This window comes from Streptomyces sp. NPDC043812 (assembly GCF_056436245.1).
The window spans coordinates 89326-112508 of sequence record NZ_JBWKCY010000004.1 but is presented as its reverse complement, the minus strand read 5'-3'; the positions used below and the strand labels follow the sequence as shown (position 1 = coordinate 112508).

Below are 23183 nucleotides of genomic sequence, written 5' to 3'. Positions count from 1 at the left end.
CGGCGGACGCGGCACGCGTCCAACGGGTCAGATGCGCAGCCACACCGCCGTGTCCTGCGGCAGCCGCCCGTCGGCGCGCAGAGGGCCGCTGCTGAGCAGAACGCTTGCGTGGGCGGGCAGTTCGGCGGGCTCGGCCGCGAAGTTGACCATGCAGACCAGCCCCTCGGTGCGCGAGAAGCTGAGCACCCCGGGCCCGCCGGGCAGCCAGGTGAGCGGCCCGTCCCCGAACCCGGGCTCGTTGCGGCGCATTCGCAGCGCGGCGCTGTAGAGACGCAGCATCGATTCCGGGTCGTCGCCCTGCCGGTCGGCGGCGTAGGCGGACCAGCCGTCGGGCTGCGGCAGCCACGGCTCGGTCCGCGAACCGAACCCGCAGTGCGGTGCGTCCGCGATCCACGGCAGGGGTACACGGCAGCCGTCCCGCCCCGGGTCCGTGCCGCCGGAGCGGTGGTGCATCGGGTCCTGGATGCGCGCGAGCGGGATCTCGGCCTCGGGCAGGCCCAGTTCCTCGCCCTGGTAGAGGTAGACGGAGCCGGGCAGCGCGAGCGTGAGCAGCGCCGCCGCGCGGGCCCTGCGGGTGCCGAGCACCAGGTCGGTGGGGGTGCCGAAGGTCTTCGTGGCGAAGTCGAAGCCGGTGTCCTCGCGCCCGTATCGGGTGACGGTGCGGGTCACGTCGTGGTTGCACAGCACCCAGGTGGCGGGCGCGGAGACCGGGGCGTGCTCGGCCAGCGTGGCGTCGACGGCGGACCGCAGTCGCGCCGGCTCCCAGGGGCAGGCCAGGAAGATGAAGTTGAAGGCGGTGTGCAGCTCGTCGGGGCGCAGATAGCGGGCGAAACGCTCGGCGTCCGGCAGCCACACCTCCCCCACGAAGATCCCTCGGTACTCGTCGGCGATCGCCCGCCAGGAGCGGTAGATGTCGTGGAGTTCGTCGCGGTCGATGTACGGGTGGGGGTCGCGGCCCTCCACGAAGTCGGGGAGGGCCGGGTCCTTGGCCGGCAGCGCCGCCGAGTCGATCCGCACACCGGCGACCCCCCGCGCGAACCAGAAGCGCAGCACGTCCTCGTGCTCCCGGCGGACCGCGGGGTGTGCCCAGTTGAGGTCCGGCTGTTCGGGGGTGAACAGATGGAGGTACCACTCGCCGTCCTCCACCTGCGTCCAGGTGCGACCGGAGAACTGCGACGGCCAGTCGTTCGGCGGCAGTTCACCGTTCGCGCCGCGTCCCGGGCGGAAGTGGAACAGTTCCCGCTCGGGACTGCCGGGCCCTGCGGCGAGGGCCGCTCTGAACCAGGCGTGCTGGTCGGAGACGTGGTTGGGCACGATGTCGACGATGGTGCGGATGCCCAGCTCCCGTGCTTCGGCGATCAGTTTCTCCGCCTCGCCGAGTGTGCCGAAGGCGGGATCGATGGTGCGGTAGTCGGCGACGTCGTAGCCGCCGTCGGCCAGGGGCGAGAGATACCAGGGGGTGAACCAGATCGCGTCGATGCCCAGTTCGGCGAGGTACGGCAGCCTGGCCCGTACGCCCGCGAGGTCCCCGGTGCCATCACCGTCCCCGTCGGCGAAGCTGCGTGGGTACACCTGATAGATGGCGGCGCTGCGCCACCAGTCGTCGGTGTGATCCGGATGAAGGGCTGCCACGTGACGGTCCTTTCGGGCAGGTGGGACTCCGCCACCGGCCCGGACAGCGGGGCGCCTCGGGTCGAGCCGGCGGCGGAGGCATGGTGGACGAGCGGTACGGCGGGCCGGCCGCGGGAGCTCAGCCCTTCAGGCCGCCCGCGGTGAGACCGCTCATGATGTTGCGCTGGAAGATCAGGAAGATGAGGAGCGTCGGCACGGAGGCGATGGTGAGCGCTGCGATGAGGACGTTCTCGGGCACACCGTTGGCGAGCGAGTAGATGCCGACGTTGAGGGTCTGCCGGGTCGGGTCGGGCAGTGTGAGCATCGGCCAGAGGAAGTCCTTCCAGACCCCGACGACCGCGAAGATGGACACGACGCCCAGGATCGGCCGTGAGATCGGAAGCACGACGGACCACAGGGTGCGCATGGGCGAGGCCCCGTCGATGGACGCGGCGTCGAGGAGTTCACGCGGTATCGAGTCGAAGAATCGCTTGAGCAGGAAGATGTTGAAGGCGTTGGTGACCGAGGGAAGCCAGATCACCCACGGCGAGTTGAGCAGGTTGCGCTCCACGATCGGGACGTCGAGCACCGTCAGGTACTGCGGTACCACCAGCACGGTCGCGGGGATCATCAGCGTGGCGAGCATCATGGCGAGGATCGCCCTGCCCAGGACGGGCCGGAGCTTGGAGAGCGAGTAGGCCGCGGCCACGTCGAAGATCAGCTGGAAGGCAAGCGCGCCGAAGGCGTAGTAGAGCGTGTTGAACAGCAGCCGGGACAGGTCCATGACGTCCCAGGCCCGGGAGTAGTTCTCGGGGTGCAGCGTCTCGGGGACGAACGTGGGCGGTGACTGCACGGCCTCCTGCGTGGTCTTGAGCCCGCCGGACACCATCCAGTAGAGCGGCCCGAGGAAGACCAGGGTGAACAGGGCGACGACGAGGACGAAGGTGACCCAGTACAGGACCTTGCCGCGGGGCCTGGCGAGCTGTGCGGGTGAGATGAGTGTGCGTGTGGACATCTGTCGTCTCCCCGTGCCTACTCGTCGTCGCTGCCCCGGCTCAGTCGCACGTACGCCGCGGAGAAGCCCGCGAGCAGTACGAGCAGGACCAGGCCGAGCGCGGCGGCGCTGCCGTAGTTGTTGAAGTTGAAGGCGTACTGGTAGATCAGGTAGACGACGGTGGTCGTGGAGCCCTCGGGGCCGGCGCCGTTGGTGAGCAGGAAGGGTTCGGTGAAGACCTGCATCGTCGCGATGATCTGCATCAGCAGCATCAGCGAGAGGATCAGCCGGGTCTGCGGGACCGTGACGTGCCAGATCTTGCGGAGCAGTCCGGCGCCGTCGAGCTCGGCCGCCTCGTACAGCTCCCCCGGAATCCCCTGCAGCGCGGCGAGATAGATCAGGGTGGCACCACCCATGTTCATCCAGGTCGCGGCGATGACGACGGAGAGCATGGAGGTGTCGGGGTCCTGCAGCCACTGCTGCTCCGGCAGACGCAGGAGAGCGAGGATCTCGTTGAAGAGGCCGTACCCCGGGTCGTACAGGTACTTGAAGAGCAGAACCGACGCCACCGGCGGCAGCATCACCGGCAGATAGACGAGCAGTCGCAGATACCCCTGGGCGTGCCGGATCTCGTTGAGGACGAGGGCCACGACGAACGGCACGGCGAAGCCGAGGAGCAGTGCGAGGACCGTGAACAGCAGCGTGTTGCGCCACGCCTGCCAGAACGCCGGATCGTTGACGACGGTCGTGAGGTTGGACCAGCCGGCCCATGTGGTCCGCCCGCCCTCCGTCTCCTGGAAGGCCAGCAGGAACTCCCTGACCATCGGATACCAGGAGAAGAACGAGAAGCAGAGCACGGCACCGATCAGGAAGCCGTGTGCCGTGAGGTTGCGGCGCAGCGTCCTGGTGAACGCGGTGCCGGACGGCCGCGGCGTGCTGCCGCCGGGCCGGTCCGGACGGGGCTTTGCCTTCTCGCTGGTGGGCAGGGTGGGGGCCGACATCGTTGCTCCTCGGTGCGGGTGGGGCCGGGCCGGCCGGGCCCGGCCCCCTGCCGGCTACTGGTGGGCGAGGATCTGGTTGACCTGCTGCTCGGCGGTGGAGAGGAGCTTCGCCACGTCCGCTTCCTTGTTGGTGAGGAGTCCGGACATCACGTTGTCCAGCACCTTGTAGATCTCCTGTGCCTTGAGCGGCTCGGCCTTGCCCTTGACGGGGTTGTCCATGAAGGTCTTGAAGTTCTCGACCGGCATGGTGGCGTGGGTGGCGCGGGCCGCGTCGTCCTTCGCCTTGCTCTCGTTCAGCCAGAAGTTGGGCTGCGGAAGGCCGACGGGCAGCTTGTCGGCCTTGGTGCGGGCCCAGTCGAACTGCCCCTTGCCGACGGTGAGGTTCTTGAAGTTGAGCCAGGCGACGGCGGCCTTGATCTTGTCGGCGGAGATCCCCTTCTTGATCATGTAGTTGTTGCCGCCGAAGAGGGTGGACTGCCCGCCGGGGATCGGCCCGAGGCCGAAGTTCTCGTAGTCGGCGCCCAGTTGCTGGACCATGTACGCGATGTCATCGGGCGCGGCGAGGAACATGCCCAGCTTGTCGGAGGCGATCTGCTTCTGCAGGTCGCCCCACTTGAGGAGCTGGGTCCGGCCCATGCTGTTGTCCTCCCAGCGCATGGCATGGAGGTTCTCGGCGATCTGCTTGCCGAGGTCGTTGTTGAACGCGGCCTTCCTGCCGTCCGCGTCGACGATGTCGCCGCCGAGGCTGTACATCTGGGCGGTGAAGTGCCAGCCGCCGGTGTTGGCGGCGCTGTACTCGCCGAAGCCGGACGTGCCGTCACCCAGAGCCGCGATCTTCTTCGCCGCGGCGCGGACCTCCTGCCACGTCGTGGGCGGGGAGTTCGGGTCGAGCCCGGCGTCGGTGAAGAGCTTGCGGTTGATCAGCAGGCCCATCGTGTAGTTGCTGGTCGGCAGACCGTAGAGCTTGCCGTCCTGCTTGAGGGAGTTCAGCACGCCGGGATCGATGTCGGCGAGGGCGGGGACGGTCCTGTCGTTGACGTACGCGGTGATGTCCGCGGCGCCGTCGTTGTCGAGCACCTGCTGAAGGTCCGTGAAGTAGGTGTAGAACACGTCGGGTTGGGACTTGGCCTTCAGCATGGCGGTGAAGCGCGGGGGTTCCAGACACTGGCCGGGTGTGGAACGGCCGTCGATCGTGATGCTCGGGTACGTCTTGTTGAACGCGGCGACGTCCTCGTTCCACTCCTTGAGCTCGGCGGCCTTGGCCGCCGGCGGCATGCAGTCGATCGTGAGCGTCAGCTTCGTCTTCGGGTCCAACGGGGCTGACGGATCGGACGAACTGCCTCCGGAATTGTCCTCGTTGTCGCTGCTGCTGCTCGTGCCGCAGGCGGCGAGGGCGGTCAGGGCGAGTACGGAAACGAGGGCGGTCGCTGCTGTACGACGGCTGCGGCGGAGCCAGGCACTTCTCATCGACGGTCCCCTTCGGGCATGAGCGTGGAAGACCCGCGGCTGACACGCAGCGGGGGCGCGGCACACTCAACCACCACGAACAGAACCCCGCAAGATGTCGCGCACACTCCGCAAAAGCTTGGCAGCCATCTGTCGCTCAACGCGGCGCGGGTTACTTGCGCCCAAAAACAGCGGAAGCGCCGGTTCCGCACCGGCGCCATCCAGAAAAGAGCCCCGCCGCCTATCCCCGCGGCGCCTGCCCCGTCGACCCCCGCACCACCAGCTCCGGCTCGAACAGCAGCTCGCCGGGCGGCACTTCACCGCCCTGGATCTGCGCGCACAGCAGCTCCACCGCGGCCCGCCCCATCGCCTCGATGGGCTGGCGCACGGTCGTCAGCGGCGGCTCCGTGCAGTTCATGAACGCCGAGTCGTCGAAGCCCACCACGGACACCTGCGACGGCACCCCCAACCCGCGCCGCCTCGCGGCACGTACGGCCCCCAGCGCCAGCGGGTCGCTCGCGCAGATGATGCCGGTGATCCCGCGGTCCAGCAGCCGCGCCGCCGCCGCCTGGCCGCCCTCCAGGGAGAACATCGAGCGCTCGACGCGGTCGTCGGTCAGCTCGGCCCCGGCCGCCGCCGCGGCCGCCCGGGCCGCCGCCAGTTTGCGCCGCGACGGCACGTGGTCCGCCGGGCCCAGCACCACGCCGATGCGCTCGTGGCCGAGCGAGGCCAGGTGCCGCCACGCCTGCTCGACGGCGACGGCGTCGTCGCAGGCGATGCACGGGAAGTCGAGGTTCTCGATGGAAGCGTTGATGAGCACGACCGGGATCCTGCGCTCCGCCAGCAGCCGGTAGTGGTCGTGCGGAGCGTCGGCCTGCGCGAAGAGGCCGCCCGCGAAGACGACGCCGGAGACCTGCTGCTGGAGCAGCAGCTCCACGTAATCGGCCTCCGAGACCCCGCCCTTGGTCTGGGTGCACAGCACAGGCGTCAGGCCCTGCTGGGCCAGCGCACCGCCGATCACCTCGGCGAATGCGGGAAAGATCGGGTTCTGCAGCTCGGGCAGGACGAGCCCGACGAGACGCGCGCGCTCACCGCGCAGCTGGGTGGGACGCTCGTACCCGAGCACGTCCAGGGCAGTCAGCACGGACTGCCGGGTGGCCTCGGAGACCCCCGGCTTGCCGTTGAGCACCCGGCTGACCGTGGCCTCGCTGACTCCAACCTTCTTCGCCACCTGAGCAAGTCGTCGCGTCATGAGCGCAAGACTAGCGCAAGCCGCGCAAGCGGCTTGCGCCAATCCTGTGGCTCGCGAGCGGGAGCGGGGGCTCTTCCCCGCTACGGATTGATGGTGATCCTGAAGGTCGACGTCGTGTTCTTCACGTCCTGCACGTTGTTGTCGAACCGCAGTCCGTTGAACGTGACCTCACCGACGGCCGGCCCCTGCCCCGCCTCCGGCATCTCGTTCGCCCAGAGGCCGAAGCCCGACTTGTGGTCGAAGGCGTCACCGCTCTTGCGTGCACCCGAGATCGAGATGTCCGTGAGGACGGTGTCCTTGATCGGGAACTGTGGCTGCCCTCCCACGTAGTTCGTCTGGAACATGATGCCGCTGTACGTCGGGTCGACGATGTCGACGTTGTCGACCCTGATCCCCTGGAACACCTTGGACGCCGAGAACAACCAGATCCCGGGGAACGTCTGAGCGCCCCAGAAGTGTCCGCCTGCCCGGACGACCGACACGTTCTCGACCCTCGTGGGATCGGTCCCGAAGCCGTTCATCGGGTACCCGAAGTCCAGCGAGCTGATGGTGATTCCGGAGTAGACGAGCGTGTCCGCGATATGGATGTTGCGGAAGGTGTTGTTGTAGCCGCCGTAGACGGCGATGCCCGCCGCACGCCAGGTGAGGATCGTGGTCAGGTTCTCGTAGACGTTGTTCTTCATGTCCGCTCCTCCGGCGTCGATCGCCGAGAAGAGTGCGAAGCTGTCGTCTCCCGTGGCCCTGGCCTCGTTGTTGGACACCAGGTTGTCCGTCGACCCGTTGGTCATGTTGATGCCGTCGGCGAACATGTTGCGGATGCGGGAGTTCTTGATCGTGGTCCGGTCGGTGTTCGCTCCCCAGTAGAGGCACACCATGTGTTCGTTCCAGATGTTCTCGATCACGATGTCCGAGACGTTGGAGAAGTCGAACACCTTGCCCGGGCCGTCGATGCGCGAGGTGTAGTTGCCGAAGTAGGCGAAGTTCGCGAACGACGAACCCTTCGCGGACGCCTCGGCGCGGAAGCCGACATCGGTGTTGTCCTGCGTCGAGGGCGCGTGGAACTTCGTGTTCCAGGGTCCGGCGCCTACCACCTTCACGGCCTTGCCGTACACCTGGAACTTGCTGCCCGTCCGGTAGTCGCCGGGCGGCAGGTAGACCCCGACCAGCGTGCCCGTGGTGTCCATGCGCACCTTGTCCAGCGCGTTCTGGACGTCCTGGTGGGTGAATCCGGCAGGCACGGTGTACGACGCCGGGTCCGGGTTCGCGAACGGCGCGACCTGCTCCAGGCTGATGAAGTCGATCGCGTACCGGGAGGTGTTGGCCGTGTCCTTCTGCAGCCTGATTCTGCTGCCCTCGGGCACGCTCTCGCCCAGCATGATGTGCGCCTCGTCGTAGATGTGGCGCGGGGCACCGGCCCCGGGCGAGTTGCCCGGCGACGCCTCGGCGCCGTACAGCCAGGCGTACTTGGAGGTCAGATCGATCGCCTTGCGGAAGGTGCCGTTGACGTAGACGTTCAGGGAGGCGTTGATTCCGCCGCCGCCCGCCGCGTCCGGGATCGAGAACCGGGTCACGAGGGTGTTGGTTCTCGCCCTGGTCGTGAATTCGACATGGTTCCCGGTGTCGTTGAGCGTGACGGCCTTGCGGCCGGACGCCTCGCCCGCGATGTCGCCCACGGTCCGGTTGGGGCCGACCACCTGCGCGCCACCACCGGTCGTGGCGTCCTCCGCTTCGTACATGTCGAACGGCATGTCCGCGCCGCGGCCGACGAACAACGACTGCGTGCTGGTGTTGTTCTCCCGTTTGACCGGCAGCTCGTTGGCGTCGTCCGCCACGGTGACCCTGACCGTGTACGAGCCGTTGACGGCCGTCCACGTCCCGAGGCCGACCGGTGCGGTCGTCGCGCCGGCGGCGATGGTGCCGCTGTGGGCGCCCGTCAGCGTCTTGACCGTCGCGCCCTTGGAGTCGACCAGGGCGAGGGTCAGATCGTGGCTCCCGCCCGCGGACGGCTGGGTGCCCTGGTTCCGCACGGCGACCGAGAAGGTGACGGTGTCACCGGCGGCAGGACCGGACGGAGAAGTGTTCACCGCGGTGGTGACGAGGTCGGAACTTGCGACCGGTTTCACCACGAGCGATGTCGGGCTGGTGTAGGTGTTGTTGGTCTCGTTCTGCTCGATGACCGCGTTCGCCTCGTCGGCGACCGCACTCAGCTGGTACGTACCGGCGTCCCGCGCCCCGATGGAAGCACTGACCGTCGTCCGTGCACCGGCAGCGAGCGTGCCGGCCTGGGCGGTGGCGACCTTGGTACCACCGAGCCGCAGCGCCACGGCGCTTGCGGCGGACGCCGCCGGTCCGCTGTTGTGCACGGTGGCCGACACGGTGATCTCGTCCGATTCGACGGGCGATGCGGGCGAGAAGGTCAGGTTCGTGATCGCCAGGTCCGGATTGGGCGCGGGCGTACCCATGACCTGGAACTCCGCGATCTGCCCGGCCGTCGCCCCGGTGTTGGACGTGAAGGTGAGCCGTACGTCGGCGACGCGCGCATCGACGGGCACGGTGACGGTGTTGCCGCTCGACGGCTGGAAGGTGTAGTCCTTCGCCGGCACCAGGCCGGTGAAGGACGACGCGTTCTGTTCGCGCCCGAGCACCTGGATGTTCTGAGTGCGGCTGTCCCAGCTGCTGTCAGGGTTCAGCTTGAGGACGACAGCGGTGACATCGGCGTTGGCGCCGAGCTTGACGGTGAGGGTGTTGGGGTAGCTGCCCGCCCCGCCCTCCCAGTAGGTGGTGAGGCTGTTGTCGTTGGCGTTCTCCGCAAGGAAGGTGTGGATCACTGACGAGGCGCTGATCGGCTTGCCCACGGCGAGATTGGAGGCGGAACCGGCCGAGCCGTTGCGCGTGACGGAGTTGCTGTCGCCGGATTCGTTCCCTGCCGCGTCCCTGGCGCGGACGACGTAGGTGACGGTTGCCCCGGCGGGCTGTGTGTCGGTGTACGTGGTCGCGTCGCCAGCCACGGTCTTGCGCAGCGTGTTGTTGGCGTAGATGTCGTAGGCCGTCACACCGGTGTTGTCGACGGACGCGCCCCAGGTCAGCCTGATCCGGCCCGCTGCGGGCTCGGTGAAGGCGAGGGCTGCGGGCGCGGTGGGCGCCTGGGTGTCGCCGGTGCCGGCCCTGCGGGTCACGGTGTTGCTGTTCGCGGACTGGTTGCCGGCGGCATCCTTCGCGCGCACGTAGTACGAGACGGTGACGTCGGCGGGCCGGGTGTCGGTGAAGGTCGTCACGTCGCCCGCGACACTCGTGAGCAGGGTGTTGTCGGCGTAGATGTCGTAGCCGGTGACCGCGGTGTTGTCGGTGGCCGCCTTCCAGGTCAGCACGATCCGGCCGGTGTCGGGCTCGGTGAAGGCGAGTTCGGTGGGTGCGGTGGGCGCCTGGGTGTCGCCGGTCCCCGGGCCGTAGATCTCCAGTTCGGAGAGCTGGGCGGCGGGCTGTCCGCTGTTGGCGGTCACCAGGACGCGCACGTAACGGGTGGTCGTCGCGTCGAAGGTGATCGTCGCCGACTGCCCGCCGACCGCGTCGAACCGATACGCCTGTGCGGCGGTCAGGTCGGTGAAGTCCGAGCCGTTCGCGCTGCCCTGGATCTTCAGGGTCTGGGAGCGGGCGCCCCAGCCGTCGGGCAGCCGCAGCACGACGCGGTCGACGCGTACGGACGATCCCAGGTCGGCGCGGATCCACTGCGGGAGGTCGTTGTTGCGGCTTTCCCAGTAGCTGGCCCTGTTCCCGTCGCTGGCGTTGGCCGCCGCGTACACCTCGGTGTGGCTGCTGGCTGTCAGCGTGCGTCCGCTCGCGAGGTTGACGGAGGACTCGCCGGCCGCGTGCACCTGAAGCTCGGACAGCTGCGCCGCCTGCCAACCTGTGTTGGCGGTGATCTCGACGCGTACGAACCGTGTCCGGGTCGCCGGGAAGGAGACGGTGACGGTGTTGGCCGACCCGGGACTGAAGGTGTAGGCAGCCGATGTCCTCAGGGTGCTGAAGCTGGTGCCGTCGGCGCTGCCCTGGACGGAGAGGGTCTGGCTGCGGCTCTCCCAGCCGGCCGGGAGCTTCAGGACGACCTCGTCGATCCTGGCGTCCGCACCGAGGTCGGTCCGGACCCACTGGGGAAGACTGCTCCCGGCACTCTGCCAGTAGGAGTTCTGGTTGCCGTCGGCGATGTTGTCGGCTGCGTACTCACTGTGGGAGCTGCTCGCCGCCACGGGCCGGCCCGCGGCGAGGTCGGGACCGCCGGACGCCGAGGCGGTCGGTATCAGCCCTCCGATCATCACAAGAGTGGTCGTGATCACGGCGGCGAGGGCCCGCCATCTCCAGTGTTGCGGTTTCATCTGTCCCCGATCTTCGGCCCCGTGCCCTGTCGGCAACGAGGGCGCGGCTCTGTCGGTGTGGGTGAACCTGCGTTTGTGCACTGGCGTACTACATCTTTTGCGTTTTGTTGTGAGAGAGTTGCAGAAGAATGCCGAGTCGTCTACGACCCCGGCATTCACCCGGGCGTCGCGTGTGGCTCGCACGAAGGCGGCTGTCGGCTCGCACCAGCGCGTTTTCTGCGCGCTTTCACGAGAACGAAAGTGGGCCGCAATTCCCGCAAGCGGCTTGCGTGAAGGGGGAAATTTCGGAAAGGCGGCGTCGCCCTTTACCGTTCGTAGGCATGAGTCCCGTACCGACCGCCCCCGCCCGGCGACGCCGGTTCGGCTGGCCGCAGCGGGTCTTCTCCCAGGTCCTGCTCATGCAGCTGGCCATCGCCACAGGTGTCACCGCGCTGGCCACCGGCCTGTTCCTCGCCCCTCTCAGCGCCCAGCTCGACGACCAGGCGATGCGCCGCGCACTCGCCATCGCACAGACCACTGCCTCCCCCGAGCTCGCCGAGGAGGTCGCCGGATCACCTCCGGAGGCCGACGGTCCGGTGCAGACCGAGGCGGAACGCATCCGGACGGCCACCGGCGCCGAGTACATCGTCGTCATGGACCGCGACGGAGTGCGCTGGTCCCACACGTCGCCCGAGGAGATCGGGAACGTCGTCTCCACCGACCCCAGCGAGGCGCTCGCCGGACAGGACGTGATGGAGATCGACAGCGGCACCCTGGGCAGGTCCGCTCGCGGCAAGGTGCCGTTGCGCGACGACGACGGCCGGATCGTCGGCGCCGTGTCGGTCGGCATCGAGTACGACAGCGTCCGCGCCCGTCTGCTGGCGGCGATCCCCGGACTGCTGGCCTACGCGGGCGGCGCACTGGCAGTCGGTGCCCTGGCCGCCTATCTGATCTCCCGCAGGCTCCAGCGCCAGACCCATGACCTGGCCTTCTCGGACATCTCCGCACTGCTCGCCGAACGGGAGGCGATGCTGCACGGCATCCGCGAGGGCGTCGTGGCCCTCGACAGCTCCGGCCGGATCCGGCTGCTCAACGACGAGGCCCAGCGCCTGCTCGGCGTCTCCCCCGCCGTCACAGGGCGGGCCCTGGAGGACGTGCTGGGCCAGGGCCGCACCACGGAAGTACTGGCGGGCCGCGTCAGCGGTGACGACCTGCTGGCCGTGCGGGGCAGCCGCGTACTGATCGCGAACCGGATGCCGACGGACGACGGTGGCGCCGTCGTCACGCTGCGCGACCGCACGGAGCTGGAGCAGTTGGGCCGGGAACTGGACTCGACCCGCGGCCTGATCGACGCCCTGCGCGCCCAGGACCACGAGCACGCCAACCGCATGCACACCCTGCTGGGGCTCCTGGAGCTGGAGATGCACGAGGAGGCGGTGGAGTTCGTCACCGAAGTCGTCGGGGTGCACCGGGCCACGGCGGAGCAGGTCACCGAGAAGATCCACGATCCCCTGCTGGCCGCACTGCTGGTCGGCAAGGCGACGGTCGCCGCGGAGCGCGGGGTGTCCCTGCGCATCGCGCCCGGCACGCTGCTGCCAGACCGCCTCGTGGATCCGCGCGGGCTGGTGAGCGTGGTCGGCAACCTCGTGGACAACGCCCTGGACGCGGCAGCAGGCTCGGCCGACCCCACCGTCGAGGTGGAACTGCACGCGGACGGCCGCACGGTGGTCCTGCGCATCGCGGACAGCGGCCCCGGGGTGCCCGCCGAGCAGCGGGAGCTGATCTTCACCGAGGGCTGGTCGACGAAGGAGCTTCCCGCTCACGGCAAGCGCGGCCTCGGGCTGCCGCTGGTGCGCCGGTTCGCCGAGCGGCAGGGCGGCAGCGCCGCGGTCCGGAAGGCGGCGGCCGGGGGCGCCGAGTTCACCGTGGTACTGCCCGAGGCGCTCGCGGATCCGACCGAAACGGTGCTCGCAGCTCCGGCGGAGACGGCTCTCCCGGCGACCGCCCGGCCCAAGGACGCCCCGGCAGAAACGCGAGAGGCGCGATGATCGACGTACTGGTCGTCGACGACGACGTCCGGGTCGCGGAGATCAACGCCGCTTACGTGGCCAAAGTGCCCGGCTTCCGGGTCGCGGCCCGCGCACACTCGGCCGCCGAAGCCCTTGCCCGGATCAGCGACACCCCTGTGGACCTGATCCTGCTCGACCACTATCTGCCGGACCAGAACGGCCTCTCCGTCGTCCGTGAGCTGCGCCGGCTCGGCCACCAGACCGACGTCATCATGGTCACGGCGGCCCGCGACGTGGCCACGGTCCAGGCGGCCATGCGGCACGGCGCCCTCCAGTACCTGGTGAAGCCGTTCACCTTCGGCGGCCTGCGCGCCAAACTGGAGGCGTACGCGACACTGCGACGCACCCTCGAAAGCGGCGGCGAGGCCGAACAGGCCGAGGTGGACCGCATCTTCGGCGCTCTGTCGGCCGGATCGGCCGCCCCGGAACTCCCCAAGGGCCACTCCCCCACGACGGCGGAAGTGGTACGCCAGGTCCTCCTGGCCGCCGAAGGCCCGCTCTCCGCCCAGGAGATCGCCGAGCGGTCCGGAGTGAGCCGCCAGACGGCCCAGCGCTATCTGAAGCTGCTCGAACGCGCGAACAGAGTGCGCCTGACCCTCAGGTACGGCGAAACGGGCCGCCCGGAACACCGTTACGTCTGGTCGACAAGCGCCTGACTCACCACACCCGCACAGCCCAGCCCACGGAAACCGGACGACTCCGCCGCGCCGCTGAGGCGTTTCCTTCGGGTCGTGCCGGGCTCGCGCGCGCTGGCACGCACTCCGATCCGGCCTTGTCGGGCACACAGACCCTGGAGCGTGTCGGGCCCTGATCCGCCGGACAGCACACCTAGACCGCTCCGGCGCCCGTGAGCGCCCGTACCTCCGTCTCCGCATGCCTGGCGTCGTCCGGCGGCTCCGGTGACGTGACCGTGCCGATCCAGCCGGCCAGGAAGCCCAGCGGGATCGAGACCAGTCCGGGGTTCTCCAGCGGGAAGACATGGAAGTCCATCCCCGGGAACATGGCTCCCGGGTTTCCGGAGACGACCGGTGACAGCACGACGAGCAGCACGGCCGGCACCAGTCCGCCGTACACCGACCAGACCGCACCGCGGGTGGTGAAGTTCCGCCAGAACAGGGAGTAGAGCAGGACGGGCAGATTCGCGGACGCGGCGACCGCGAAGGCAAGGCCGACCAGGAACGCCACGTTCAGGTCGCGGGCGAGCAGGCCGAGCGCGATGGCGACCGCGCCGATGCCCACCGCCGCAACCCGTGCCACCGCGACCTCGCTGTACTGCCGCACGGACCCCCCACCCGCCGATGCTGCGCTCCCCTGCACGGTGCCGGCCGGGCGGCGCCGCCTCAGTGAGGCGTACAGGTCGTGGGCGACCGACGCCGAGGAAGCCAGCGTGATCCCCGCGACGACCGCGAGGATCGTCGCGAAGGCGATGGCGGCGACCACGGCGAAGAGCACCGTGCCGCCGGTCGAACCCGCTCCCCCGCCGAGGTCGAGGGCGAGCAGCGGCACTGCCGTGTTCCCCGCGGCGTTGGACCGGCGCACCTCATCGGTGCCGACGACCGCTGCTGCACCGAAGCCGAGCACGATCGTCATCAGGTAGAAGCTGCCGATGAGGCCGATGGACCAGACGACCGAGCGGCGGGCGGCCCGCGCGGTCGGCACGGTGTAGAAGCGCGAGAGGATGTGCGGGAGTCCTGCCGTGCCCAGCACCAGCGCCACCCCGAGGCTGATGAAGTCCAGGCGGGAGGTCCAGTCGCCGCCGTAGCGGAGGCCGGGCGAGAGGAACTCCTTGCCGTGACCGCTGCGGTCGGCCGCGGAGTTGAGCAGCAGATTGATGTCGCCGCCGAAGCGCATCAGCACGAGCACGGTCATCGCGATCGCACCCGCCATGAGCAGCACGGCCTTCACGATCTGGATCCAGGTGGTGGCTCGCATCCCTCCCATCGACACATAGATCACCATCAGGGCACCCACGCCGACGACGGTCCACGAGCGTGCGGCTTCGCTCGTCCCGCCGAGCAGCAGCGCAACGAGGGATCCGGCTCCCACCATTTGCGCCACCAGATACAGAACGGACACGGTGACCGAGGAAGTTCCCGATGCGATACGGACGCGTCGCTCTTTCATCCGGGATGCCACGACATCGGCGAGGGTGAACCGCCCGCAGTTGCGGACCAGTTCGGCGACCAGGAACAGAACGACGAGCCAGGCGACGAGAAAACCGACGGAGTAGAGCATTCCGTCATAGCCGAACAGCGCGATGAGTCCGGAGATGCCGAGGAAGGAGGCGGCGGACATGTAGTCGCCCGCGATGGCGAACCCGTTCTCCATCGGCGAGAACAACCGCCCGCCCGCGTAGAACTCCTCTGCCGAGCCCCTCCTGTTGCGGCTCACCCATGTGGTGATGCCGAGCGTGACGGCGATGAACACGCTGAACAGCAGCAGTGCAAGGGCCTGGTGGTCGTCGCTCAACGCTCGGCTCCCCGCGTCATCTCCTGGGTGTCCCAGCGCAGATCGAGCGCGGCGCGGTCCCGCCGCAGCCGTGCATGCCGTGCGTACGCCCAGGTCAGCAGGAAGGTGGTGGCGAACTGCGCGAGCCCCGCGACCATCGCCACGTTCACCACTCCGGCGACAGGCCGGGCCATCAGCCCGGGCGCAGTCGTCGCCGCCACCACATAGGCCAAGTACCAGAGGAGAAAGGCGAAAGTGGCGGGCACGACGAACCGCCGGTAGCGGCCGCGTACCTCCTGGAAGGCGGCGCTGCGCTGCACCTGGAGATAGATCTCGGCCGCGGTCGGCCCGCCCTCACGCGGCTGCGCCGGGACGGGCGTGGGAACGGGCGCCTGCCCGCCGGTGCCGTCCAGATCCCCCCAGCCGGAGGCCAGCGCGTCGTGCCACGGGTCCTCCAGCCGCAACGGCGCGGTGTCCCGCCCTTCCTGCTTCTCCACGCTCAACTCTCCTTGTCAGCGAACCGTTTCGGCTCGCCTGCACAAGGATGGACAGAGTGGGAAGATCCAGGACTCTCCGACCCGTGGTCTTCACCCCATCAGGTGACGTTGTTCCCAGGTGGCTGCGCAAGTCCTTCCCGATAGGCATAGCGCACAGCCTGCGCCCGGTCGTGAATACGTGCCTTCGCAAACAGGTTGTTGATGTGGGTCTTCACCGTGGCTGTCGAGATGCCCAGCCGACGGGCGATCTCCGCGTTGCCGAGACCCTCGGCGATCAGTGCGAGCACCTCGCCCTCGCGCGCGGTCAGCCCGTCCGGCAGTCGTGGCGCACCGGGCGGCGGCTCCGACGTGACCTGCTCCAGCAGACGCTGCTGGACGACCGCGGAGAGCCCGGCACGGCCCGCCATGACGTCCTGGAGAGCACGGACGATCTCGTCGCCGTCGGCGTCCTTGGTGAGATAGCCCCGTGCCCCCGCCCGCAACGCGGGGAAGAGCGAGTCGTCGTCCGCGTAGGTAGTGAGCACGACGACCTGCGTCCCCGGGTACTCACCACGGATCCGGCGGGTCGCCTCCACGCCGTCGCAGCGAGGCATGCGCAGATCCATCAGCACGACGTCGGGGGCGAGTTCGGAGACGAGCCGTACGGCTTCCTCTCCGTCCTTTGCCGCCCCGACGACCTCGATACCCGGCAACAGGCCCAGCAGCATCACGATTCCCTCGCGCACCACGGCCTGGTCGTCCGCGACGACCACCCTGGCCGTCCACTCGCTCATGCCGGAACCCGCAGCCGCACCACAAAGCCCTCCCCGTCCGGTCCCGCCTCCAGCGTGCCGCCTGCCAGTTCGGCCCGCTCGCGCATTCCGAGCAGACCGTATCCGGCGCCGGATGCGGTCAGTTCGCCGGCCTTGGCGCGCGATCCGAAGTCCCGCACCTCAAGCGTCACTTCGCGCTCTAGGTAGGTGAGCATCATGGACACCTGCGCTCCCGGCGCGTGCTTGCGCACATTCGTCAGAGCCTCCTGGGCCACTCTCCGCATCGCCTGCGACGCCTCGGTCGGCAGCAGCCTCCGCTCGCCGGTGACCTCGGTGCGGGCACCGTCGGCGACGGCGAGCTCCCGCAGGAAATCCTCGACCGGCGCCATCTCACCACGCAGCGCCGACAGCGCCTGCCTGGTCTCGGCGAGCCCTTCGCGCGCCATGGTGCGGGCAGCCACCACGCGCTCCAGGATCTGGTCGCGGAAGGCGCCTCGGGACTCCCTTTCGATCTGCAGCCTGGCCGCCTCGAGATGCACGAGCTGTGCCGAGAGGCTGTGCGCGAGCACGTCGTGGATCTCTCGCGCGATACGGGCACGCTCCGCAAGCGCCGCGGATGTGGCCTCGGCCTCGCGTGCGGCGCGCTCCTGGGCGAGCAGCCGGAATCCGGTGCCCTTCGCATGCGCGTCCAGGCGCAGGGAGTAGCCCCCGAGCAGCACGGCGGAAGTGGTGAACCACGCGCCCCAGGCGCTGTCGTCGGCCAGTACGAAGCCCGTCACCAGGACGGCGACGGTGCCTGCCGCGGCGGCGATCGGCAGCCGTTCCATGGCCATGACGCCGGCGGAGATCCACAGCACCATGGCGGCGATGTGCGCCTCCGCCAGATACGCTCCCGCGCCCACTGCGGAAAGTCCCGCGAGCAGTCCGAGTGAGGGCAGCAGCCGGTTCGCGAGTGTCGTCTGGTGGAAGCGCAGGACGACTGCACCGCTCGCTATGAAGCCGAGCGGCGGGAGCACGGCGCGCGGGCCGCGGAAGGCCCCGGAGTCGTACGCGCTGTACATGGCCCAGGTCGCCAGGGCGGCGAGCAGGGCCATGTCGATGGCGATGCGTGCCCTCGGGACCCCGATCCGGGACAGCGCCTCGTGCGTCGGCCACTGGCTCCATCTGCTGCTCGGCACGTCGACTCCTCCTCCGTCGCCCCGATGCTACGGAGGAGGCACCTGCTGCGGGTCGGACCACGGGACGACCAGGGGTGGAGCCGTCGTCCACCCCTGGGTGGGTCCGCGTGTCAGGCGTCGATGCGCGAGCGGTCCAACGTGGCCGCCGAGCTGGTGATGAACTCCTTGCGGGGGGCGACCTCGTTGCCCATGAGCAGATCGAAGATCTGCTCGGAGGACTCGAGGTCGCCGATGTTGATCCGGCGCAGCGTCCGGTGGCGCGGGTCCATCGTGGTCTCGGCCAGCTGGTCCGCGTCCATCTCGCCCAGACCCTTGTAGCGCTGGATGGAGTCCTTGAAGCGGATCCCCTTGCGCTGGTACTCCAGCAGGGTCTGCCGCAGCTCGCTGTCCGAGTACGTGTAGACGTACTTGTCCTGACCCTTCTTGGGCTGGACGAGCTCGATCCGGTGCAGCGGCGGCACTGCGGCGAAGACCCGCCCGGCCTCGACCATCGGCCGCATGTAGCGCTGGAAGAGCGTCAGCAGGAGGCAGCGGATGTGCGCACCGTCGACATCGGCGTCGACCAGCAGCACGATCTTGCCGTAGCGCGCGGCGTCGATGTCGAAGGTACGGCCCGAGCCGGCCCCTATGACCTGGATGATCGCGCCGCATTCGGTGTTCTTCAGCATGTCCGAGACGGACGACTTCTGGACGTTGAGGATCTTGCCGCGGATAGGCAGCAGCGCCTGGAACTCACTGTTGCGCGCCAGCTTGGCCGTGCCCAGCGCCGAGTCCCCCTCGACGATGAAGAGCTCGCTGCGCTCCACGTCGTCGCTGCGGCAGTCGGCGAGCTTGGCCGGAAGCGACGAGGACTCCAGCGCAGTCTTGCGACGCTGGGCCTCCTTGTGCTGACGGGCCGCGATGCGGGTACGGGCAGCGGCGACGGCCTTCTCGAGGACCGCACGTGCCTGCGCCTTGGCGTCCCGCTTGGTGGAGGTGAGGAACGCCTTGAGCTCCTTGGCCACCACATTGGCGACGATCCGGTTGGCCGCGGACGTGCCGAGGACCTCCTTGGTCTGGCCCTCGAACTGGGGCTCGGCCAGCCGGACGGTGACGACCGCGGTGAGGCCTTCCAGGGCGTCGTCCTTGACGATGTCGTCCTCGGCGACGCGCAGCAGCTTCGCGGAGCGCAGCACCTCGTTGACCGTCTTGGTCACCGAACGCTCGAAGCCCGTGACATGGGTGCCGCCCTTGGGCGTGGCGATGATGTTGACGAACGACTTGACCGAGGTGTCGTATCCCGTCCCCCAGCGCATGGCGATGTCGACGCCCAGCTCGCGCGTCACCTCGGTCGGGGTCATGTGGCCCCGGTCGTCGAGAACCGGCACGGTCTCCTTGAAGGTGCCCTGCCCGCTCAGCCGCAGCACGTCGCACACCGCCTTGTCCTGCGCCAGGTACTCGCAGAACTCGCTGATGCCGCCGTCGAAGCGGAACGTCTCCACGCTCTTGCCCTCGCCGCCCTCACCGGCAGGGCCACGCTCGTCGCGCACCACAATGGTCAGGCCGGGCACGAGGAAGGCCGTCTGGCGGGCTCGCTGGTGAAGGTGGTCCAGCGAGAGCTTGGCGTCCTTGAGGAAGATCTGCCGGTCGGCCCAGTACCGCACGCGCGTGCCGGTGCGGGCCTTGGGGACGCGCTTGCCCTTGAGGAGCCCGTTGGCGGGGTCGAAGGGGGCGTCCGGCCCCGACTCGGTGAAGATCCCGGGAACCCCGCGCCGGAAGCTGATCATGTGCGTGGCGCTGTTGCGGTCGACCTCGACGTCGAGGCGGGCCGAGAGGGCGTTGACCACCGAGGCGCCGACACCGTGGAGACCGCCGGACGCCGCGTACGAGCCGCCGCCGAACTTGCCGCCGGCGTGCAGCTTGGTCATCACGACCTCGATGCCCGACAGACCGGTCTTGGGCTCGACGTCGACCGGGATACCGCGGCCGTTGTCCCGGACCTCGACGGATCCGTCCTCGTGGAGGATCACCTCGATGTGGTCGCAGTGGGCGCCGAGCGCCTCGTCGACGGAGTTGTCGATGATCTCCCAGAGGCAGTGCATCAGGCCGCGGCTGTCGGTCGACCCGATGTACATGCCGGGCCGCTTGCGGACCGCCTCGAGACCCTCCAGGACGAGCAGATGCCGCGCGGTGTAGTTGGAACCGTCACGGTCTGCTGTCAGCAGCGCTGTGGACGGCACGGACGTTTCGGCGGTCACGCGGTTCGCTCCTCGCTGAATTTCAGATGTGGCCAAGTGGGGTATAGGCCCGGCGTCGGTCGCCGGTGAGAGCGTACCGAGGCCTGGTAGAGCCGATGTAACGCCACCCTCGTGATTTCTCATGCTAGTCGAGAGTCGCATGCATGTTCGATCCCTCGATGGGGTGACGTGCACATCACGTTCCCTTCCAGGCATGAACCATTTAGGCTCCGGGCACGTCCTCATGAACAACCGGCAACCCAGCCGGGAGGACTGAACGAGACAAGCAACCGCGAAATCCGTAGAGCGAAGCAATACGGCTCATTCGCCGCCAACCGGCAGCAGACAGCCTCCTCGGGAAAACTTTCGAGGAAAAGCCACGAGCGGGAACGTTTTCGGGCTGGTTGGATGTTGACCCTGGTACGACAGCTCGTCGAGCTAGAGAAGAGGCGACGTGACTACTGTTCTGACCCCCGCGAGCCCGCTGACGGCCGCTGACCGCTGCGACCGCTGCGGCGCCCAGGCGTATCTGCGCGTCGTTCTGACCAGCGGTGGTGAACTGCTCTTCTGCGCGCACCACGGGCGCAAGTTCGAGCCGGAACTCAAGAAGATCGCCGCGGAGATACAGGATGAGACGGACCGACTGACGGCCGTGCCGGCCAGCGTCGGTGACGAGGAACACTGACACCTCGCATCCACGACGAGCCAAGGGCCGGTCCAGGACCGGTCGAGGGCGGCCGCCCCTGGATACCAGGGGCGGCCGCCCGCTCTCGTTCCGTGACCACCGCGGTGGTCACCCGGCTCGTCAGCCGCTCTGCATGAGCGCCGACGCGACGGCTCCGACCCGTGTGTAGACGCCCGGGCCCTCGGGCCGCCCGCAGCCGTTCCCCCAGGAGACCAGGCCGATGAGACGGCCACCCGCGACCAGCGGGCCTCCGCTGTCGCCCTGGCATGCGTCGTGCCCGCCCTGGGGATCACCGGCGCAGAGCATCGTTGCTTTCCTGTACTGGCCCCCGGCCCCTCCGGGATAGGCCCGCTCGCAGGTCGCGTCCGGCAGCACGGAGACACGTGCGGCGCGGAGCCTCGGCGCGTATCTGCCGTCGCCGGTCGTATCGCCCCACCCGTAGACCGTGGCAGCCGTGCCGGGCTTGTAGGCGTCCTCCCCGGCTGCGGCGAGAGGCAGCACCCGGGATGCCGGCAGCGCCTCGGCCAGCGTCAGCAGCGCCATGTCGGAGGCGTTGGTCTCCGGCACGTAGGCCGGAGAGATCCGAGCGGAGCGCACCGCCACTTCCTGCCCGCCGCTCCCGTCCAGCGCTGACCGCCCGGAAATGACCCGCAGATCCCGCACGGCACTCACGTCCTTGCCGAGAACGGCCGGGCCGAGGCAGTGAGCGGCGGTCATCACCTGCGTGGGAGCGACCAGCACACCGCCGCAGAACTGTCCCGCACGCGTTGCGCCGAATCGGTCACGGCTGGACAGCGCGACGACCCACGGGCTGTCGGCGACGCCCACCTCGAAGCCGCCGACGACCACCCTGTCGGCAGCGGCAGGGGCGGGCGCCGCCAGTGGTGACAGGAGCGCGGCGGCGATCAGGGCGAGCGCGCCGGCGGGGCCTCGAGCAGTGGGACGACGCATACGGCCTTCTGACTCTGCGTGATACGTGTGCACTCAGAGTCCGCCAGTGTGCCTCCAACCGCACCCGCGGTCATTCGCGGCGCGCGACGAAGGGCCCGGTCCCCCGCGGGGACCGGGCCCTTCATCGGTGTTCGTCGCCGGAGCGAGAGCCTGCGACCTAGTCGAGGTAGTCGCGCAGCACCTGGGAACGCGACGGGTGCCGCAGCTTCGACATCGTCTTCGACTCGATCTGGCGGATGCGCTCACGCGTCACGCCGTAGACCTTGCCGATCTCGTCCAGGGTCTTCGGCTGACCGTCCGTGAGACCGAAGCGCATGGAGACGACGCCCGCCTCGCGCTCGGACAGGGTGTCGAGCACCGAGTGCAGCTGCTCCTGCAGCAGCGTGAAGCTGACCGCGTCGGCCGGCACGACCGCCTCGGAGTCCTCGATGAGGTCACCGAACTCGCTGTCGCCGTCCTCGCCGAGCGGGGTGTGCAGCGAAATGGGCTCACGGCCGTACTTCTGGACCTCGATGACCTTCTCGGGGGTCATGTCGAGCTCCTTGGCCAGCTCCTCCGGAGTGGGCTCACGGCCCAGGTCCTGGAGCATCTGGCGCTGGACGCGTGCGAGCTTGTTGATGACCTCGACCATGTGCACCGGGATACGGATGGTGCGGGCCTGGTCGGCCATGGCGCGGGTGATCGCCTGACGGATCCACCAGGTGGCGTACGTGGAGAACTTGTAGCCCTTGGTGTAGTCGAACTTCTCGACCGCGCGGATCAGACCGAGGTTGCCCTCCTGGATCAGGTCCAGGAAGAGCATGCCGCGGCCGGTGTAGCGCTTGGCCAGCGAGACGACCAGCCGGAGGTTGGCCTCCAGCAGGTGGTTCTTGGCGCGGCGGCCGTCCTCGGCGATGATCTCCAGCTCGCGCTTGAGCTTCGGGGCGAGCTTGTCGGAGTTCGCCAGCTTGTCCTCGGCGAACAGGCCCGCCTCGATGCGCTTGGCGAGCTCGACCTCCTGCTCGGCGTTGAGGAGCGGGACCTTGCCGATCTGCTTCAGGTAGTCCTTGACCGGGTCCGCGGTGGCACCGGCGACGGCTACCTGCTGGGCCGGCGCGTCGTCCTCGTCGTCGTCGGAGAGGACGAAGCCCTTGCTCTCGCCTTCGGTCTCTTCCTCTTCACCCTTGGCGCCGGGCTGGGCCTCGTCGAGCGGCTCCTCGCCCTCGACGGCCTCGTCGGCATCCTTCTTGCTCGCGGTCTTCTTGGCCGCGGTCTTCTTGGCGACGGTCTTCTTCGCCGCCGTCTTCTTGGCCGCGGTCTTCTTGGCGGCCGTCTTCTTGGCAGGAGCGGCGGCCGACTCGTCGTCCGTGACCTCGACGGTCTCGGCGGCCGGCGCCGCGGTGGCGGCGACGGTCTTCGCCGTGGCCGTCTTGGCGGCGACGGTCTTGGTGGCGGTGCGCTTCGCCGGGCTCTTCGCTGCGACGCTCTTGCGGGCGCGCTTCGGCGACTCCGCTGCACTGACCATCAGCGTCACACCCTCTTCCTCGAGGATCTGGTTGAGGCTGCGCAGAACATTCTTCCACTGGGTTGGCGGAATCTGGTCAGCCTCGAAGGCCCGACGCACGTCATCGCCGGCGATCTGCCCATCAGCCTTTCCCCGCTCGATGAGCGCCATCACAGACTCGGACTCGGCGATCTCCGGCGGGAGCGTACGGGATGTGCTGGCCGACACGAACAACCTCTCGGAACGATGGA

General features: G+C 68.9%; 16 protein-coding genes. 3 read left to right on the top strand and 13 right to left on the bottom strand.

What is annotated here, in order from left to right; translation table 11 throughout:
* Positions 1-27 precede the first annotated feature (27 nt).
* The 6 genes from AC067Z_RS07770 to AC067Z_RS07745 all read right to left on the bottom strand — a co-directional run bounded on the left by AC067Z_RS07770 (position 28) and on the right by AC067Z_RS07745 (position 10674).
* The gene (locus AC067Z_RS07770; RefSeq protein WP_478788572.1) at positions 28-1632 is read right to left on the bottom strand and encodes a glycoside hydrolase family 13 protein; all 1605 of its coding nucleotides are present in this window, start codon (positions 1630-1632) and stop codon (positions 28-30) included.
* Between the two features lie 118 nt (positions 1633-1750).
* Complete coding sequence (locus AC067Z_RS07765) at positions 1751-2626, bottom strand: carbohydrate ABC transporter permease (protein ID WP_478788571.1); 876 nt, start codon at positions 2624-2626, stop codon at positions 1751-1753.
* Between the two features lie 17 nt (positions 2627-2643).
* Positions 2644-3606 carry a carbohydrate ABC transporter permease gene (locus AC067Z_RS07760; RefSeq protein ID WP_478788570.1) on the bottom strand — a complete coding sequence of 321 codons (963 nt, stop codon included), beginning with the start codon at positions 3604-3606 and terminating at the stop codon, positions 2644-2646.
* A 54-nt stretch (positions 3607-3660) separates the two neighbouring features.
* On the bottom strand, positions 3661-5073 hold the full coding sequence (locus tag AC067Z_RS07755; RefSeq protein WP_478788569.1) for an ABC transporter substrate-binding protein: 1413 nt from the start codon (positions 5071-5073) through the stop codon (positions 3661-3663).
* Positions 5074-5293: 220 nt separating this feature from the next.
* A complete protein-coding gene (locus AC067Z_RS07750) occupies positions 5294-6304 on the bottom strand; it encodes a LacI family DNA-binding transcriptional regulator (protein ID WP_478788568.1) in 1011 nt (336 codons plus the stop codon).
* Positions 6305-6384: 80 nt separating this feature from the next.
* A complete protein-coding gene (locus AC067Z_RS07745; protein ID WP_478788567.1) occupies positions 6385-10674 on the bottom strand; it encodes a discoidin domain-containing protein in 4290 nt (1429 codons plus the stop codon).
* 320 nt (positions 10675-10994) lie between these two features.
* Between AC067Z_RS07745 and AC067Z_RS07740 the strand changes: the two genes are divergently transcribed.
* Together AC067Z_RS07740 and AC067Z_RS07735 are read left to right on the top strand one after the other, a co-directional pair.
* The gene (locus tag AC067Z_RS07740) at positions 10995-12701 is read left to right on the top strand and encodes a sensor histidine kinase (RefSeq protein WP_478788566.1); all 1707 of its coding nucleotides are present in this window, start codon (positions 10995-10997) and stop codon (positions 12699-12701) included.
* Positions 12698-13378, top strand: a complete 681-nt coding sequence (locus AC067Z_RS07735) for a DUF7342 family protein (RefSeq protein ID WP_478788565.1) — start codon at positions 12698-12700, stop codon at positions 13376-13378. The genes AC067Z_RS07740 and AC067Z_RS07735 overlap by 4 nt, the downstream gene beginning before the upstream one ends.
* Positions 13379-13550: 172 nt before the next feature.
* Here the strand turns inward: AC067Z_RS07735 and AC067Z_RS07730 are convergent, their stop codons facing one another.
* From AC067Z_RS07730 to AC067Z_RS07710, 5 genes are all read right to left on the bottom strand, one after another.
* Entirely contained in the window at positions 13551-15191 is a 1641-nt protein-coding gene (locus tag AC067Z_RS07730; RefSeq protein WP_478788564.1) for a solute symporter family protein, read from the bottom strand.
* Complete coding sequence (locus AC067Z_RS07725) at positions 15188-15667, bottom strand: DUF485 domain-containing protein (protein ID WP_478788563.1); 480 nt, start codon at positions 15665-15667, stop codon at positions 15188-15190. The genes AC067Z_RS07730 and AC067Z_RS07725 overlap by 4 nt, the downstream gene beginning before the upstream one ends.
* Before the next feature lie 98 nt (positions 15668-15765).
* A complete protein-coding gene (locus AC067Z_RS07720) occupies positions 15766-16440 on the bottom strand; it encodes a response regulator (protein ID WP_478788562.1) in 675 nt (224 codons plus the stop codon).
* Positions 16437-17597, bottom strand: coding sequence for a sensor histidine kinase (locus tag AC067Z_RS07715; protein ID WP_478788561.1), 1161 nt, complete (start codon positions 17595-17597; stop codon positions 16437-16439). Before AC067Z_RS07715 ends, AC067Z_RS07720 begins: the two co-directional genes overlap by 4 nt.
* 110 nt (positions 17598-17707) lie before the next feature.
* Complete coding sequence (locus AC067Z_RS07710; protein ID WP_478788560.1) at positions 17708-19834, bottom strand: DNA gyrase/topoisomerase IV subunit B; 2127 nt, start codon at positions 19832-19834, stop codon at positions 17708-17710.
* A 433-nt stretch (positions 19835-20267) separates the two neighbouring features.
* Here AC067Z_RS07710 and AC067Z_RS07705 point away from each other — a divergent pair, with 433 nt between their 5' ends.
* Positions 20268-20498 (top strand): DUF7455 domain-containing protein, encoded by a 231-nt coding sequence (locus AC067Z_RS07705; RefSeq protein WP_478788559.1) that lies wholly within the window; start codon positions 20268-20270, stop codon positions 20496-20498.
* Between the two features lie 120 nt (positions 20499-20618).
* On the opposite strand, the gene AC067Z_RS07700 is transcribed toward AC067Z_RS07705, so the two are convergent.
* Positions 20619-21449, bottom strand: coding sequence for a serine protease (locus AC067Z_RS07700; RefSeq protein ID WP_478788558.1), 831 nt, complete (start codon positions 21447-21449; stop codon positions 20619-20621).
* Positions 21450-21606: 157 nt separating this feature from the next.
* Positions 21607-23160, bottom strand: coding sequence for an RNA polymerase sigma factor (locus AC067Z_RS07695; RefSeq protein ID WP_478788557.1), 1554 nt, complete (start codon positions 23158-23160; stop codon positions 21607-21609).
* Between the last annotated feature and the right edge of the window lie 23 nt (positions 23161-23183).